This window comes from Acidovorax sp. Root275 (assembly GCF_001428965.1).
Taxonomy (GTDB): Bacteria; Pseudomonadota; Gammaproteobacteria; order Burkholderiales; family Burkholderiaceae_C; genus Acidovorax; species Acidovorax radicis.
Map to the genome: position 1 here is coordinate 188 of NZ_LMJH01000001.1, position 16572 is coordinate 16759.

A 16572-nucleotide genomic window follows, 5' to 3' on the forward strand; every position below is an offset into this window, starting at 1 on the left:
CGGGTGCGAGGGGTTTCAGGGGTTTCTTTTTGGCCGGCCCGGGCCGGTGGGGGATATTGATGCCTTGTTGTACCCCACGCGTTAAGTTTTGCCAGATATGTTTCTTGGGCCTGGTCGGAGGTTCGGAGTGACGCGGGTGGGTGAGGGCGTAGGCGGGTTTCTGGACAAGGTGTTGGACCGCAATGCCCCTGGCGTGCGTGGCCTGGTGCTGGTAGTGGCCGCGGCGCTGGTGGGGGCGTGGCTGGTGGTGTTGGGGGCCATGCACTGGCAAGGCGCCGAGCGTGCAGCCGAGCGCGCCAAGTTGCTGCAGCAGACGGTGGACACCCTGCAAGCCCGGATCACGGGTGGTGGCATGCTGGGCGCGGTGTCGCTGCTGGGGCTGAGCGAACCGATGCTCAAGGCCATGGCCCTGGGGCAGCTAGCGCCGGATGACCCCGAAGCCCTTGCGCGGCTGGGGGTAGCGCGTGGGCGGTTTCTGGTCAACGGGGTTTATGTCATGTCCGCCGACGGCACCGTGGTGGCCCACGAGACGCCGGGCACCCGCTCCACCGGTCTCAACCTGGCGTTCCGCCCATATTTCCAGCAGGCCATCAAGGGGGCCATCAGCGTGTACGCCGCCATCGGCAGCAACTCGCAGGAGCGGGGGCTCTACTACGCTGCACCTCTGTATGAAAACGAGACGCCGTCCAGCTCCATCATCGGCGTGGTGATGTTCAAGGTGGGTTTCGAGTTGTTTGACGAGGTGCTCAAGCGTACCGAGATGCCCACCGTGCTGCTGTCTCCCCAAGGCGTGGTGTTTGCCTCCACGCGGCCCGAGTGGCTGTTTGCCGTGGCCCCGCCGCTCACCCAGGCGCGCATTGATTCGATCCGGGCGTCCCGCCAGTTTGGCAGCCACTTCGACAAGGGGCTGGCTTCTTCCCTGCCGTTTGCGCCGGATGCGGGCGAGGTCGTCCTCAACGGGGTGCCCTACGCGGTAGAGCGCCGCCACATCGACTGGGGTGACCCGGGAGGCCAGTGGCAACTGGCGATGCTGGACGATGTGAGTGTCCTGGTGCCTTGGTCTGAGCGCATGAAGGTGGGAGGGGTCGCCTTTGTGCTGTTGTTCCTGCTGGGCTTGCTGCTGCTGGATCTGCTGCGCAGCCGCGCGCGGATGGGTGCTGCGCTCGAGCGCTTCAGGGTTGTGGGCGCCGCGCTCGGGAGCAGCCCGGTCTCGGTGGTCATTACCGACGGAGAAGGCCGCATCGACTGGGTCAATCCGCAGTACGAGCGCAGCTCGGGCTACACGCTGGAAGAGGTGCGGGGCAAGAAACCGTCGGTGGTGGCCAGTGGCCAGACCCCCGCGCAAACCTACCAGGAGATGTGGTCCACGCTGCTGTCAGGCCGCTCGTGGCAAGGGCAGTTTGTCAATCGCCGCAAGGATGGGGGCATCTACCACGATGAGGCCACGCTGTCGCCGGTGTTTGACGAGCGTGGCAACCGCATTGCCATTGTCGGCCTGCATGAAGATGTCTCCGGGCGCATCCAGGCCCAGAAGGAGCTGGAGCGGCGCGAACGACTGCTCAACGAGTTGCTGGAGCAGCAGACAGCCATCTTTGACAACGCGCCCCCCATCGCGTTGGTGGGAGATGGCAAGTTCCGGCAGTTCAATCCCGCGTTTGTGGAACTGATGGGGGGCTCCGCGGCAGACCTGCTCGGACTGAGCGTGGCGGCATTGCTCGGACGCGGTGAATTTGCAAAGCGTTTTTACGCCGATGTGGGCCCGGTGCTGACTGCAGGGCGGGCCGTGCGCCAAACCACAACGCTGTGCCGCCTGGACGGAAGTCGGTTCGAAGCGCGGATGGCGGGCCGCAACCTGCAGATGGATGGTTTCCGGAGTGCATCCATCTGGGTGATCGAAGATGTCAGCGAGCAGCGGCGGGCAGAGATCGCCATGCAGCAGGCCAAGGACCGTCTGGAGCTGGCACAGGAGGCTGGCAAGATTGGCGTGTTCGACATCGATCTGGTGGCAGACGAGGTGCTGTGGAGCGAAAAACTGGTCGCCATGCTCGGCTTGCCGCCCCAGGCGCAGGGGCGCAGCAAGCGCGACTGGATGGAGTGCCTGCACCCGGACGACAGGGACCGCGCAGCGTCGTACTTCGATCAATGCCTTGCGAGCGGCGCCCCCGATCTGCGCGATTCCTGGCGCATCGTGCGGCCCGATGGCGAAGTGCGCTGGTTCCTGTCGGCCGCCCGCATCTTCCGCGACGATGCCGGCAAACCCGTGCGGGTGGTGGGTGTCAATGTGGACATCCACGACCAGAAGCTGCTGGAGGCCCGTGTGGCCGAGCAGCTTGATTTTCAGCAGGCACTCATTGACGCCATCCCCGTGCCGCTGTTTTACAAGGACGCAGATGGCCGCTACATCGGTTTCAACCGCGCCTATGAGCAGGCCTTTGGCGTACAGCGCGAGGCCTTGATCGGCAAGACCGTGCTGGACCTCAAGTTCCTCCCTGAGGCTGAGCGGGAACGCTTTGATGCAGATGCCCAGGAGGCCCTGCATGGGGTCCAGTCGGTGCACAAGGAGGTGGACCTGCCGTATGCGGACGGAAAGGTGCACCACACCTTGTTCTGGCTGCACGGTTTCTCGCGGCCCGATGGCTCGCCGGGTGGGGCCATCGGCACCTTTGTCGATATCACCGACCGGCAGCGCGCCGAGCAGGACCTGCGCCGCGCCAAGGAACTGGCGGAGGAGTCCACCGCACTCAAGTCGAATTTTCTGGCCAACATGAGCCATGAGATACGCACGCCCATGAACGCGATCATCGGCATGTCGCACCTGGCGCTCAAGTCTGGCCTGACAGAGCGCCAGCACGACTACGTGAGCAAGATCCAGCAGGCCGGCCAGCACCTGCTGGGCGTGATCAACGACATCCTGGATTTCTCCAAGATCGAGGCGGGCAAGCTCATGGTGGAGAAGCAGCCCTTCGTGCTCGACCGCATGCTGGAGAGTGTGTCCGACGTGGTGGGCTACAAGGCCGGTGCCAAAGGCCTGGAGCTGGTTTGCGATGTGGCGGCCGACGTGCCCCCCAATCTGGTGGGCGATTCGCTGCGCCTGGGCCAGATCCTCATCAATTTTGCCAACAACGCCATCAAGTTCACTGAGACGGGCGAGATCAGCATCGCCGTGCGGGTGCTGGAGGCCGCGGGCAATCGGTTGATGCTGCGTTTTGAAGTGCGCGACACCGGCATCGGGCTCACGCCGGAACAGATGGGGCGGCTGTTCCAGAGCTTCCAGCAGGCAGACACCTCCACCACGCGCCGCTATGGAGGCACGGGTCTGGGGCTGGCCATCTGCAAGAGCCTTGCGGAGTTGATGGGGGGCGAAGTCGGTGTGGAGAGCACCTATGGCCAGGGCTCCACGTTCTGGGTGGCTGTGCCGCTTGAACGCGGGGCGCCCGCGCGCGTGCTGCTGCCACCCCCTGACCTGCGGGGCCGCCGCGTGCTCGTGGTGGACGACAACCAGACGGCGGCCACCGTGCTGTCCGACATGCTGCTGGCCATGGGCTTTGAGGTGGAGCAGGCCCATTCGGGTCTAGAAGCCCTCGATCGCCTGCGCGAATCCATGGCACGGCACCAGCCGTTTGGCCTGCTGCTGCTCGACTGGCACATGCCGGGCATGGACGGCATCCAGCTGGCGGGCCACATCCGGGGCCTGGGCATGGCGCAGGTGCCCAAGATGCTCATGGTGACAGCCTACGGGCGGGAGGACGTGATGCGCGCCGCCCGCGCGCAGGGCATCGACACGGTGCTGATCAAGCCCGTCAACGCCTCGCTGCTGTTCGACACGCTGATGCAGCCGCTGGAACACTCCACCTACAGCCCACGCCGCGTGGTCACCCCCGCGCCTGCGGCAGACGAGCTGCCGCTGGCAATCCGGGGTGCGTCGGTGCTGCTGGTGGAGGACAACGAGCTCAACCAGATGGTGGCGGTTGAACTCTTGCTCGAAGCCGGTTTTGCCGTCGATGTGGCCGAGAACGGCCAGATCGCCCTTGATCGCATTGAGCGCAAGCTCTACGACGTGGTGCTGATGGACATGCAGATGCCTGTCATGGACGGCGAAACCGCCACGCGGCAACTGCGCCGCGACCCGCGCCATGTTCACCTGCCCATCGTGGCCATGACCGCCAACGCCATGGAGGCTGATCGCCAGCGCTGCTTTGCCGCCGGCATGAACGACCATGTGGCCAAACCCATCGAGCCTGCGGCGCTATGGGCCGCATTGGGCCGATGGATTCGGCCCCGGCCGGGATTGGGCCAGGCGTTGGCGGGCGGTGCGGTCCGCACCGGCGCAGGCACGGAGGCTGACGCCATGGCTCCGGCCACCGCCAACGCTGCCCCGGCGCCGTCCTTCCCCACCGTGGCGGGCCTGGACACGTCGCTGGGCCTGGAGCGCGCCCTGGGCAGGCCGGGGCTCTATGCCGAGATGCTGCGGCGGTTTGTGCAAGGGCAGTCGCCGGTGCTTGCGGACCTGGAGCAAGCCGTCGCCAACGGAGACACGGTGCTGGCAGAGCGCCTGGCCCACACCCTGCGCTCGGTTGCGGCCAACATTGGCGCGCAGGAGGTGTCGGCCCACGCGCAAGCGCTGGAACAGGGCATCCGCAGCGGGGCCCCTGTGGATGTGATCGTCGGACTCGGGGCCAACCTGGGCGCCGCGTTGCGGCCCGTGCTGGCGGGATTGCAGGCGTGGATGCATGGGCCGCAAGCCGGGCAGCCGCACGGGCCGGACGCCTCTGCAGCGGCGGGGCTGAAAGCGCTGGATTCCGAAGGGGCCCTGCAACAGTTGCGCGGCCTGCTGGAGCAGGACGACCCAGCGGCTTCCGAGTTTTTCCAACACAATGTCCAGGTGCTCAAGCCCGCGTTGGGGCACACCTTTGCGGTGGTCGAGATGCACACCCTGAATTTTGATTTTGAGCAGGCACTGGAGGCGATGGCCGCCGTGTCAGGCCCCGAATACCCTGCCGTTCATACCTCTTGAGCGGCACCACACCCAGGAACTTCCATGGACAACGCGCCCTTTGCCTCCCCGCAGGCCGTTCTTGTTGACAAGCCGATCGCCACGGTGCTGGTGGTGGACGACACGCCCGACAACCTCACCCTCATGGGCAGCCTGCTGCGCGAGCATTTCCTGGTGAAGGTGGCCAACCATGGCGAGAAGGCCCTGAAGATTGCGCAGTCGGGCACACCTCCCGACCTGATCCTGCTGGACATCATGATGCCGGAGATGGATGGCTACGAGGTCTGCCGGCGCCTGAAGGCAGCACCGGCCACGCGCGACATCCCGGTGATCTTCCTCACGGCGCGCTCCGATCCCGATGACGAACGCATGGGCTTGGCGCTGGGCGCGGTGGACTACATCACCAAGCCCATCAGCCCACCCATCCTGCTGGCACGGGTGAACACCCACCTGGCGCTCAAGGCCACCGCGGATTTCCTGCGCGACAAGAGCTCCTACCTGGAGCGCGAAGTGGCCATGCGCACGCTGGAGGTGCAAGCCATTCAGGATGTGACCATCATGGCCATGACCTCGCTGGCCGAGACCCGCGACAACGAAACTGGCAACCATATCCGCCGCACCCAGCTTTACGTGAAGACGCTGGCCGAGCGGCTGCGCCACCACCCGCGTTTCGAGCCCGTGCTCAACGACCGCATGATCGAGCTGCTGTACAAGTCCGCGCCGTTGCACGACATCGGCAAGATCGGCATCCCCGACAGCATCCTGCTCAAGCCCGGCAAGCTCACGGTGGACGAGTTCGAGATCATGAAAACCCACACCACGCTGGGCCGCAACGCCATTGATGAAGCCGAGCGGCGCCTGGGCATGCGCGTGGCGTTTTTGAGCGTGTCCAAGGAGATCGCCTACAGCCACCAGGAAAAGTGGGATGGCTCAGGCTATCCGCAAGGCCTGGCGGGGGATGCCATTCCGGTGTCGGCGCGCCTGATGGCCGTGGCCGATGTGTACGACGCGCTCATCAGCAAGCGTGTCTACAAACCTGCGTTTTCGCACGACCAGGCCTGCAACACCATCGTGCGGGGCAAGGGCACGCACTTTGACCCCGACATGGTGGATGCGTTTGTGGACATTGCGGAAGATTTCCGCAGCATTGCCCAGAAATATCCCGACCCGAACTGAGCACAGTCCCGATAGGGGACGGTGCTCAGGCATACATCAGAACGGCGCGTCTTCGCTCTTGGGGGCGTCGGCCTGTGGGGCGGCACCCGTGGTGTCGGACTCCACATCGGCTGCAGCCTCGGCTTCAGCGCTGACGGGTGCGTCTGCGGCAGCGGCCTGGCGCACGGCCGCCTTGTCGCCAGCGCTCGCAAACTTGCTGTACTTGCCCAAAATCGGCACCAGCTGGCCGTAGATGCGGGGGTTGCCCGCCAGGCATTCGCGCTGCTCCAGAAAGTCGGCCTCGCCCGTGAAGTTGCCCACCAAGCCACCGGCCTCGGTCACCAGCAGCGAACCCGCGGCCACGTCCCAGATCGACAGGCCGGTCTCGAAGAAACCATCGGTGAAACCAGCGGCGACATAGGCCAGGTCCAGCGCGGCGGCGCCGGGGCGGCGCAGGCCGGCCGTGCGCTGCATCACGTCGCTCATCATGTTGAGGTAGCTCTTGAAGTTGTCGCCCGGGCGGAACGGGAAGCCGGTGGAGACCAGGCAGTCCTTGAGCTGGGTGCGCTTGCTCACGCGGATGCGGCGTTCGTTCAGGTAGGCGCCACGGCCCTTGGTCGATGTGAACAGATCGTTGCGCGAGGGGTCATAGATGACGGCCTGCTCGACCTTGCCTTTGACGGCCAGGGCGATGCTCACGCAGTACACGGGAAAACCGTGGATGAAGTTGGTGGTGCCGTCCAGCGGGTCGATGATCCAGACGAATTCCGAATCCTTGGCGCCGTATTCGGTGCCCGACTCTTCGGCCAGGATGCCGTGGCCGGGGTAGGCCGTGAGCAGCGTCTCGATGATGATTTTTTCGGACGCGTGGTCCACTTCGGTCACAAAGTCGTTGATCTGCTTTTGCGAGATCCGCACCGATTCCACGTCAAGGGCCGCGCGGTTGATGATGGCGCCGGCGGCGCGTGCGGCCTTGATGGCCACGTTAAGCATGGGGTGCAGATTGGACGACATAAATTGTGGTGGTGAGCAGGGTGCCCGCATGCAACGGTGGCATGGGCAGCCTGCGAATCAGGAGCGGTGCGATCCGACCCGGCGATGCGGGCGGCGACAATGAGGGCGGGATTTTACCCGCAGTGTCCCTTTTCGCCTAACCGCCCGCCCTTTGCCCTCGTCCTGCCTTTGCCCATGAAGACCCGTTTTGTCCTGATCAACACCAGCCACGCCGGCAATGTGGGCGCTGCCGCCCGCGCCATGAAAACCATGGGTTTTGACGACCTGGTGCTGGTGGCCCCGCGCTGGCCCAACGTGTTGCGGCGTGAGGAGACCATCCAGCGCGCCAGCGGCGCCCTGGACGTGCTGGAGAACGCCCGCATCGTGGCCACGCTGGACGAGGCGCTGGACGGCATTAGCCACCTGTGCGCCACAGCGATGACCCCGCGCGACTTCGGGCCGCCCACGGCAGCGCCGCGTGCCCATTTCGAAATGCTATTAAAACAAGAGCTATTAGCGATTGAAGGACAAGTGCTAGAGGCCAAAAACACTCAAAATTCTGAGGAACCGGCACCCAACCCATCAGTGGCAGCCCGCCAGGCGGGTGTGGCCTTCCTGTTTGGCTCCGAGCGTTTTGGCATGACCAACGAAGACGTTTACCGCTGCCACGTGGCGCTGTCCATTCCCACCAATCCCGGATTTGGGTCCCTCAATCTGGGCGCCGCCATCCAGGTGATTGCCTACGAGTGGCGCATGGCGCTGGGCGGGTTCCCGGTGTTGGATGCCACGCCCGCCCGCGCCCTGGCCGACGCCGCCCAGGTGGCGGGCATGCTGGGCCATTGGGAGCAGGCGCTCACCACCATCGGCTTTCTGGACCCCGCCGCGCCCAAGAAGCTCATGCCCCGCCTTAACCAGCTTTTCAACCGCGCGCAGCTCAGCCCTGAGGAAATCCACATCCTGCGAGGTGTCGCCAAGGCCATGATCGAGACGAGCCAGTCAAAACGATAGACTGTGCAGCCTTAGAACGTGTCTACGGTCTTTTTTTGGGGCCGCGCAAGTGTATTTTCGGGATGGGATGCAAGGCGCGGTGCGCAGTGGATAGTTGGCTATCCACAAGCCCCGCAACGCCGCAGACCGCCCGACAATACACTTGCCCGAAGGGTTGGGGCGAAATCGGGCGATTGGGCGCACCGGCGTCTTGCATGGGCATGAGCCCATGCTGCGCAGCCGGTGCATCCACTCATCCCGATTGAGCCCCAACGCGGCCCCAAAAAGACCGTAGACACGTTCTCAACACATAACCAAAAGAAACGAGCCACGATGTTCGCCCGCCTGCGCTCCGATATCCAGTGCATCCTCGACCGCGATCCTGCCGCGCGCAGCACGTGGGAGGTGATCACCTGTTATCCGGGCCTGCACGCGATCTGGCTGCACCGGCCGGCGCACTGGTGCTGGCACCACGGCCTGAAGTGGTTGGGGCGCTTCATCTCGCACTTTGCGCGCTGGTTCACGGGCATCGAGATCCATCCCGGCGCCAAGATCGGCGAGCGTGTGTTCTTCGACCATGCCATGGGCGTGGTGGTGGGCGAGACTGCCGAGATCGGCGACGGCTGCACCATCTACCAGGGTGTCACGCTGGGCGGCACATCGCTCTACAAGGGCAGCAAGCGCCATCCCACGCTGGGCAAAAACGTGGTGGTGAGTGCGGGCGCCAAGGTGCTTGGCGGCTTTGAAGTGGGCGACGGCGCCAAGATCGGCAGCAACGCGGTGGTCATCAAACCCGTGCCTGCAGGCGCTACGGCGGTGGGCATTCCGGCACGCATCATCCCCTCCAAGGAAGGCCAGAGCGCCGACGTGACGGAGCCCCAGCAGACCCCCAAGTTCACGGCCTATGGCATCACACAAGAGGACGATCCGCTCTCGCAGGCCATGCGCGGGCTGATCGACAACGCCTCGTCGCAGGAGCACCAGATTGCACTGCTGTGGCAGGCCATCGAGAAACTGTCCGCCAACCCGCAGAACAAGGACTGCGTGCCGTGCGATGCGGCGCTCAAGGAGCAGTTCGAAGCGGGCAAGCTCAACGAGCTGGTGGGCAAGTAGCGGCTTGCCGGCGCTGTATTCAAAAATCAGATTGCTATAAAAAATATAGCTGCTAGCGCTTATGAGATAAGCGCTGGCAGCTATTTTTCTTTGAATCTTGAGAAATCAGGCCGGGCGGGGCGCTCGCACCGCGTTCTTGGGCCGGAACGCCTTGCAGACTTCGTCGCGCGTTTCCAGATACGGGCCGCCAATCAGGTCCACGCAGTACGGCACGGCGGCAAAGATGCCGGGCACGATCTGCTTGCCGTCGGCGTCCTTCAGGCCTTCTAGCGTTTCGGCAATCGCCTTGGGCTGGCCGGGCAGGTTGATGATGAGGCTCTGGTCGCGCACCACGGCCACCTGGCGTGACAGGATGGCGGTGGGCACAAACTTCAGGCTGATCTGGCGCATCTGCTCGCCAAAGCCCGGCATCTCCTTGTGCGCCACGGCCAGCGTGGCCTCGGGCGTCACGTCGCGCAGGGCGGGGCCGGTGCCACCGGTGGTCAGCACCAGGCAACAGCCTGCGTTGACCAGCTCGACCAGCGCGGCGCTGATGCCATCCTGTTCATCGGGGATCAGGCGCGATTCGAACGTGATGGGGTTGTGCAGTGCGCGCGTGAGCCAGTCCTGCAGCGCAGGCAGGCCCTTGTCTTCATAGACACCGGAGCTGGCGCGGTCGCTGATGGACACGATGCCGATCTTCACGGCGTCGTGGTGGGGTGCAGGGCTGCCCACGGGCTCACTCATCGCCGTTTTCCCCGTCGATGTCGCTGGCATCGTCCGTGCCCGTGCCGCCCAGGTGCTCACGCACCAGCTGGAACAGCTCTCGGTAGGCGCGGCCCTTGCGGGGGGCCAGGCCTTGCGAGACCTGGACATTGGCCTCCTTGCCGGCGGGCTGTGCGTCCTTGCGGGCCTGGCGGATCAGGGCGCGCAGCTGCTGGGTGTCGGTGCCGGGGTGCTCGGCCATCCAGGGTGCGAGGGCCTCGTCATCCGCAATCAGGCGGTCGCGCCAGTGTTCGGCCAGGTGCAGCTGCATCTTTTCGGTGGCCGAGCCCTTGTGCTGCTCCTCCAGCGCCTGGCGGGCTGCTTGCACCAGCTCGGGTTCAAGCTTGCGCATGATCTTGCCCACGTACTGCATCTGGCGGCGCTTGCCTTCAAAGTTGGTGATGCGCTTGGCCTCGGCCAGCGCGTCCACCAGCTTGTCGGGCAGGCCCACCGCCTCGAACAGGTCGGCGCGCAGGCTCAGCAGCTCTTTGCCGAGATCCTGAAGTTCGTCGCTTTCGCGCTTGAGATCGGTGCGGCTGGCATCGGGCGTGCCTTTGAGTTCGGCCTTGAGCTGAATGTCCATTTCGCTGCCTTCGGCAACGAACTGGCCTCGCACAAAGTAGCCTTTTTTGGGTTTGCGTGACATGGGTGGGGGCAAAAAGAGAAGCGGCGCAGAGCGCGCCACAGCGGCAAGTATCATAGCTGCCGCTATGAATAAACCCTCCACCCGCGCCGCGCGCGCCCAAAGCGCGGCTTCCGCTGCGCCAGCGCCTGCCACCTCCCGCACCCCTGACAACGGCTTCAGCTACAGCCGCGCGTTCTTTGAAGACCTGGTGGACCGTGCCCTGGCCCATGCCAAAAAGCTCGGCGCCACCGACGCAGGCGCCGAGGCGTCCGAGGGCTGCGGCCTGTCGGTCAGCGTGCGCAAGGGCGAGCTGGAGAACGTGGAGCGCAACCGCGACAAATCCCTGGGCGTGACGGTCTACCTCGGCAACCGCCGTGGCAATGCCAGCACTTCCGATTTCTCCAACAAGGCCATCGAGCAGACCGTGCAGGCCGCGTATGACATCGCCCGCTTCACGGCCGAAGATCCCGTGGCGGGGTTGCCCGATGCCGATGACATCGCCCCTGCGGACACACACCGTGACCTGGATCTGTTCCACCCCTGGGCCATCACGAGCGAAGAGGCCGCTGAAATCGCCAAGGCCTGCGAGGCCGCCGCGCTCAAGACCCACCGTCGGATCACCAACAGCGAAGGTGCGGGTGTGTCGGCGCAGCAAAGCCATTTCTTCAGCGCCCACACGCGCGGCTTTCGCGGCGGCTATGCCAGCTCGCGCCACAGCTTTTCGGTGGCTCCCATCGCATCGCTGCCCGGCCGCAATGCCGAGATGCAGCGCGATGCCTGGTACAGCTCCATGCGCGATGCCACTGAACTGGCATCGCCCGAGGCCGTGGGCCGCTACGCCGCGCAGCGCGCGTTGAGCCGTCTCGGATCACGCAAGATCCCCACCACCCAATGTCCCGTGCTGTTCGAATCCACCCTGGCCGCTGGCCTGCTGGGCGGTTTTGTGCAAGCCGTCAGCGGGGGCTCGCTGTACCGAAAGAGCAGCTTCCTGCTCGACTCGCTGGGCAAGATGGTCTTCCCCAAGCACATCGACATTCTCGAAGACCCGTTTGTGCTGCGCGGCAAGGGCAGTTCGCCGTTTGACGAAGAAGGCGTGCGCGTGGCGCCGCGCAAGGTGGTGCAGGGCGGCCGTGTGCAGGGCTACTTCCTATCGAGCTACTCGGCCCGCAAGCTGGGCATGAAGACCACGGGCAACGCCGGGGGCTCGCACAACCTGACCATGACTTCGCGCTTGACGCAGAGCGGTGACAACCTGGACGCCATGCTGCAAAAGCTGGGCACGGGCCTGTTTGTGGTGGAGCTGATGGGCCAGGGCGTGAACTACGTGACGGGCGACTACTCGCGCGGTGCGAGTGGCTTCTGGGTCGAGAACGGCAAGATTGCCTACCCGGTGCACGAGATCACCATCGCAGGCAACCTCAAGGACATGCTCAAGGGCATCGAAGCCGTGGGCGCCGATGCCTACAACTACGGTGCCAAGACGGTAGGGTCGATCCTGGTGAACCGCATGAAGGTGGCGGGGAGCTGACGCTCACAGAGGCGTGACGCCGTCGTGTGGAGGGTGGAACGCAAGCCTTCCACCCCAAAAGGCCCTTGCCATGGCTGCCATGGCGAGGGCCTTTTTTTGTCCGCAAGGTGTCAGGCAGTGCTGCCGGGCCGGGCCGCCCAAGTGTCTTTTTTACCGCGCATGCCCACGGGCAGCGCGAGCCCCACCCGGTGGCGCGACATGGCGTCCCGGGGGGTGAGGTGCGCCAGCATCACGGCGGCCGCATCCGCATAGGGGATGATCATCTGCGGCACCTTCGACGCAAACAGCAGCAACATCAGCAGGCTTGGCAGCTTGCCGGCAAAAGCCGGGATGGGCATCGGCAGCTGGTCTGGCGCCATGCGCAGGTTGGCAGTGCCCAGTGCTGGCTGGTCCACCATCGGCCCGGGGCACAGCAGGCGCCAATCGAGCGATGAGGCGCTCAGGCGCTCAAAGTTTTTCAAGTGCGGCCAATAGGTGTCGCGGACCTTGGGTAGCTCGACGCCCCGCCGCCCTGTTGGGCCGATGTCCAGCACGGCGGCACCACCGAGAAACCAGCATGTGGGACGCTCGGCCGGGGCCAGAGATTCAACGCTGGAAACAATCCGGTCCACGAGGTCCACAAAAACCCGCCCTTCGGTGACCAGGCCGGCGCAGTTGATCAGTGCCTCGTGGCCACGGATGATGTCCGCCAGGGCGCCGATGGCCACGGTGCCGAGGTCCATTTGGTGCACCGTGATGCGTGACCGCAATTCGGTGGGCAGCTTGGCGGGGTTGCGGACCAGCACCGACACCTGGTGGCCTGCCGCAACGGCCTGCTGCAGCACGTGGCGGCCCAGGGAGCCCGTGGCTCCGAGAATCAGAAGACGCTTCATGAGGAATCGCGAAGAAGAGGGAAGATGATGTTGCCTGCCGACGGCCCGATGGTCATCGACGGGTGGTGTGGCGATGATTCCATGCAACCGGTCAAGCGCCAAGGTCTGCGGGTGTAGCGGATCGGGCAGACGGTGACTTTGTTCACGGGCTGCTGGCTTGAACGAAGAAAAAGGGATCGTGGCCATTCATGGCGTGCTGGGGGTTGTCCGCCAGAGGGGGGGCGCCAAGGGCTAGCGTGGATGGAGGCGATATGCTTTGCGCATGCCTTCTGTGCCCTCGAAGTCCCCGCTCCTTCGCGAAGCCACTCGCAATCCGAATCCTGCGCCGAGCGACCCCGTTGCCCCGCAGGACCCCGCCCTCCTGCGCCGCCTGCTGCGTGCCAAGGACCGCATGGACGCCGCGTCGCACGAGGCCTGGCCAGTTCAGCGACTGGCCGAGGTCAGCGGCGTGTCGAAAGCGCATTTCGCCCGGTCTTTCCGGCAAGCCTTTGGCATCCCGCCCCACCGCTACCTGCTGACCCGGCGCATCGAACAGGCCACCACGCTGCTGCGTGATACAGACTTGCCCGTCACTGAGATCGCCTTTGCCACCGGGTGGGAAAGCCTGGGCACCTTCGGGCGCATCTTTCGCGACATCACGGGGCAGAGCCCCAGTGCGGTACGGCTGGAGGCCCAGGCCAGTGCCACGCCCCTGGACCAGGTGCCCGCCTGTGTGTTGAAAGCCGCACAGCGTCCCGACCTCACCACAGCAGTTTTGGAGAAGCGCCGCCGCCTGGCGGAAGGTACAAACCCGTCCTAGAGCCTGTTCAAGGTCTTTTTGAAGTCGCACAAGTACCTTGCCGGGATGGGATGCAAGGCGCGGTGGGCAGCCAATAGCTCGGCTATTGGCAGGCGCCGCAACGCCACAGACCGCCCGGCAAGGCACTTGCCCGAAGGGTTGGAGTGAAATCGGGCGATGGCACTCCAATGCGATCTCCAAAAAGACCTTGAACAGGCGCTTAGCAACCAAGGAGATCTGATGACGAAGAACCAAGGCATTGGCGTGGTGGGTGTGTATGTGGACGACCAGGACGAGGCGCTGGCGTTTTATGAGGGCAAGCTGGGGTTTCGTGTGCACACCGACGTGCGCAACGGGCCGTACCGTTGGCTGACGGTGCAGCACCCCGATCAGCCGGACTTTCAGCTGGGGCTGTTCACACCCGGCCCGCCCATCCACGATGCCGCCACGGCGCAGACGTTGCGCGCCATGGTGGCCAAGGGCGCCATGCCGCCGCTGGTGTTGCATGTGGCGGACTGCCGCGCTGCGTATGCCCGGCTGCGCGACCAGGGCGTGGAGTTCACGCAAGAGCCCGTGGACCGGTACGGCAACGTGGATGCGGGTTTTCGTGACCCGGCGGGCAATGGCTGGAAGATGATCCAGCTCGCCGCCGGAGATGCGCAATGAGCGCCGGCGTGGGCATTCGGCGCCTTCACCGCTGGGTGTCGATGGCGTTCACGCTGGCCGTCGTCGCCAACTTTGTGGCCCGTGCGCAGGGCTCGGGCAACCCGCCGGATTGGGTGACGTATGCACCCCTGCCGCCACTGGCACTGCTGCTGTTGACGGGGCTGTACCTGTTTGTGCAGCCCTATTTGCGGCGGTCTGCGGTGCGGCGTTCTCCCGACGCTCAGGGCTTACCGCCCGCGTGATGGCGGGCGGCGGCGCGCAGCCATTAGTCTGCGAAGTCGGCCAGCAGTTGCAGCACGCCCTCCACCGCAGGCGAGGGCGGTGGCTGGTGGCGGTGCGCCACGGCCATGGGGCGCATGAGCGGCGGCTGCAGGTGGCGGATCTGCACGTCGTCCGCCCCCTGCTGGTCCTCCACCTCTTCCAGCGGTAGCAACGCGGCGCACTGGCTGGCCACCGCCAGGCTCTTGAGCGCGCCGGGGTAGCTCAAGGCCAGAAAGGGGCGAGGGTGGTGGCCCGCCTGGCCAAACCAGTTGGCAATCAGTCCGTGCATCTGTGTGGCGGGCGCAAACGATGCCCAGCGGCGGCTGGCCAGCCAGTCAGGGGTCACGAACTCGGGCGCCTCCCACGCTGCGGGCAGCAGGGCCACCATGGGGTCGTTGCGCCAGGGGGCCTGTCGTACCTCGGCCAAAGGCGGTTGCGGGCTGGCGACAATGGCGATGTCGAGCGTGCCGGCCTTGAGCCGCTGCATCGAGTCGGCTGAGCCGACCGCCTCCAGCCGGATCTCTACCCCGGGGCAGCGTGCCGCCAGCGCCTCCAGCATGCGCGGCAGCAGCTGCGTGCTGACACCCGCCGACACCCCCATGCGCACGATGCCTTCGCGCCCCGAGGCGCGGCGGCGCACGCGCTCCATCAGGTCATCGCAAGCGAGCAGCAGCTGGCGTCCTTCCTGCACCAGCACCTCGCCGGCGGGGGTCAGTTCGGCTTGCCGCCGGCCTCGCACCACCAGGTCGGCCTGCAGCCGCGATTCCAGCTCCTTGATGTGCAGGCTGATGGTGGGTGGTGCCAGGTGCAGCGCCTGCGCGGCCGCTGCAAAGTTGCCCAGGTCGGCAATGGCGATCAGCGTCTGCAGGTGGTCCAGGTTGAAGTTACGCATCAGTTTTTGTGAATTGAGGCTTCATTGAATTCAACTTTACAGATGGTAAGCCAAGCCCGAGCATGCGGGCCATGTTGCATCCCACCCGTTTGAACCCTCGTACTTCCGATGACGTCACGGCCCATTCGCCCGCAGACGCTGCGCCGAAGGCACCCCCCACCTCGGCAGGACAGGGCCACTGGCTTTGGCGCGCACGCATCGCTTGCCAGCGGCGGCTGGCGGCGCTGGGCGCCGCCCTGGCGCGCGCCGAAAAGCACATCACCGAGAGCTTCAAGGTACCGCCCCATGGGGGGTGATGGAGGTGGGTACCTGCACTGGTGCTGCCGTGGGGATCGGCCTACACTGCAAAACCGGTCGGACGGCCTGGACCGGGGAGCCTGGTGCCCACCAGGAGGCGCTAAGACCGAATGCAGGGCCGGATTGAGCGAAAGGACTTTGTATGTTGTCCGATTCCTCCGTAACCACCATGCTGCCTGTGATGGACATGGACCGCGCCCGTGCCTTCTACGAGGGTTGCCTGGGGCTGAAGCCCGGTGGGTTCCGGCCCGATGGCAAGTTCATCTATGCGGTAGGTGGCAGCACACTGGCGCTGTTCCCCAAGCCGGAAGGCACCAAGGCCGACCACACGGCCATCAGTTTCCAGGTGGCAGACATAGCGACAACCATCGCAGCGCTGAAACGCGCGAAGGTGGTCTTTGAGGACTACGACTTCCCGGGCCTCAAGACCGTGAACCACGTGTGCGTTCTCGGGGCCGAGAAGGCGGCGTGGTTCAAGGACACCGAGGGCAACTACCTCTGCCTCCACGAGGACATCCCCACGTAGTCCTCGGTTTGAGGAAAAAATGGCTGCTAGCGCTTATCCATCATGCGTGAGTAGCTATATCTTTAGGAGCAATTGCGCGCCACCGGCCTAGCCGTTGGCCACCCGCTGTGCAATGGCCTGTCCCACCTGCGTGGTGCTGGCC

Annotated in this window: 15 protein-coding genes; 10 read left to right on the forward strand and 5 right to left on the reverse strand. The window is 65.1% G+C overall.

From position 1 onward, the window contains the following. Nucleotides 1-127: 127 nt before the first annotated feature. Together ASE52_RS00010 and ASE52_RS00015 are read left to right on the forward strand one after the other, a co-directional pair. Nucleotides 128-5014, forward strand: a complete 4887-nt coding sequence (locus ASE52_RS00010; protein WP_082606713.1) for a PAS domain S-box protein — start codon at nt 128-130, stop codon at nt 5012-5014. Nucleotides 5015-5038: 24 nt separating this feature from the next. After that, nucleotides 5039-6169 (forward strand): two-component system response regulator, encoded by a 1131-nt coding sequence (locus ASE52_RS00015; protein WP_057222880.1) that lies wholly within the window; start codon nt 5039-5041, stop codon nt 6167-6169. A 36-nt stretch (nt 6170-6205) separates the two neighbouring features. Here ASE52_RS00015 and ASE52_RS00020 read toward each other — a convergent pair whose 3' ends face one another. Further along, nucleotides 6206-7162, reverse strand: a complete 957-nt coding sequence (locus ASE52_RS00020; RefSeq protein ID WP_057222882.1) for an inositol monophosphatase family protein — start codon at nt 7160-7162, stop codon at nt 6206-6208. 174 nt (nt 7163-7336) lie between these two features. Here ASE52_RS00020 and ASE52_RS00025 point away from each other — a divergent pair, with 174 nt between their 5' ends. Continuing rightward, on the forward strand, nt 7337-8149 hold the full coding sequence (locus ASE52_RS00025) for an RNA methyltransferase (RefSeq protein WP_057222884.1): 813 nt from the start codon (nt 7337-7339) through the stop codon (nt 8147-8149). A 312-nt stretch (nt 8150-8461) separates the two neighbouring features. Further along, on the forward strand, nt 8462-9241 hold the full coding sequence (gene cysE / locus ASE52_RS00030; RefSeq protein ID WP_057222886.1) for a serine O-acetyltransferase: 780 nt from the start codon (nt 8462-8464) through the stop codon (nt 9239-9241). A gap of 105 nt (nt 9242-9346) precedes the next feature. On the opposite strand, the gene mog is transcribed toward cysE, so the two are convergent. Together mog and yjgA are read right to left on the reverse strand one after the other, a co-directional pair. Continuing rightward, nucleotides 9347-9967: a molybdopterin adenylyltransferase gene (mog, locus tag ASE52_RS00035; protein WP_057222888.1), complete on the reverse strand. Its 621-nt coding sequence runs from the start codon at nt 9965-9967 to the stop codon at nt 9347-9349. Then, nucleotides 9960-10631 carry a ribosome biogenesis factor YjgA gene (yjgA, locus tag ASE52_RS00040; RefSeq protein WP_057222890.1) on the reverse strand — a complete coding sequence of 224 codons (672 nt, stop codon included), beginning with the start codon at nt 10629-10631 and terminating at the stop codon, nt 9960-9962. The genes mog and yjgA overlap by 8 nt, the downstream gene beginning before the upstream one ends. A gap of 64 nt (nt 10632-10695) precedes the next feature. Between yjgA and pmbA the strand changes: the two genes are divergently transcribed. Continuing rightward, nucleotides 10696-12138: a metalloprotease PmbA gene (gene pmbA, locus ASE52_RS00045; protein ID WP_010459934.1), complete on the forward strand. Its 1443-nt coding sequence runs from the start codon at nt 10696-10698 to the stop codon at nt 12136-12138. A 110-nt stretch (nt 12139-12248) separates the two neighbouring features. On the opposite strand, the gene ASE52_RS00050 is transcribed toward pmbA, so the two are convergent. Further along, the gene (locus tag ASE52_RS00050; protein WP_057222892.1) at nt 12249-13010 is read right to left on the reverse strand and encodes an NAD(P)H-binding protein; all 762 of its coding nucleotides are present in this window, start codon (nt 13008-13010) and stop codon (nt 12249-12251) included. 262 nt (nt 13011-13272) lie between these two features. Between ASE52_RS00050 and ASE52_RS00055 the strand changes: the two genes are divergently transcribed. The 3 genes from ASE52_RS00055 (at nt 13273) to ASE52_RS00065 (ending at nt 14696) form a co-directional block, all read left to right on the forward strand. Beyond that, nucleotides 13273-13809 (forward strand): AraC family transcriptional regulator, encoded by a 537-nt coding sequence (locus tag ASE52_RS00055; RefSeq protein WP_241776882.1) that lies wholly within the window; start codon nt 13273-13275, stop codon nt 13807-13809. Nucleotides 13810-14028: 219 nt separating this feature from the next. Further along, entirely contained in the window at nt 14029-14454 is a 426-nt protein-coding gene (locus tag ASE52_RS00060) for a VOC family protein (protein WP_057222894.1), read from the forward strand. Then, complete coding sequence (locus ASE52_RS00065; RefSeq protein WP_010459941.1) at nt 14451-14696, forward strand: hypothetical protein; 246 nt, start codon at nt 14451-14453, stop codon at nt 14694-14696. Before ASE52_RS00060 ends, ASE52_RS00065 begins: the two co-directional genes overlap by 4 nt. A 23-nt stretch (nt 14697-14719) precedes the next feature. Here the strand turns inward: ASE52_RS00065 and ASE52_RS00070 are convergent, their stop codons facing one another. After that, entirely contained in the window at nt 14720-15607 is an 888-nt protein-coding gene (locus ASE52_RS00070; RefSeq protein ID WP_057222896.1) for a LysR family transcriptional regulator, read from the reverse strand. Nucleotides 15608-15678: 71 nt separating this feature from the next. On the opposite strand from ASE52_RS00070, the gene ASE52_RS00075 reads away from it, so the two are divergent. Then, nucleotides 15679-15903: a hypothetical protein gene (locus ASE52_RS00075; protein WP_140426104.1), complete on the forward strand. Its 225-nt coding sequence runs from the start codon at nt 15679-15681 to the stop codon at nt 15901-15903. Between the two features lie 143 nt (nt 15904-16046). Further along, nucleotides 16047-16430 carry a VOC family protein gene (locus ASE52_RS00080; protein ID WP_057222898.1) on the forward strand — a complete coding sequence of 128 codons (384 nt, stop codon included), beginning with the start codon at nt 16047-16049 and terminating at the stop codon, nt 16428-16430. The last annotated feature ends 142 nt before the right edge of the window (nt 16431-16572 follow it).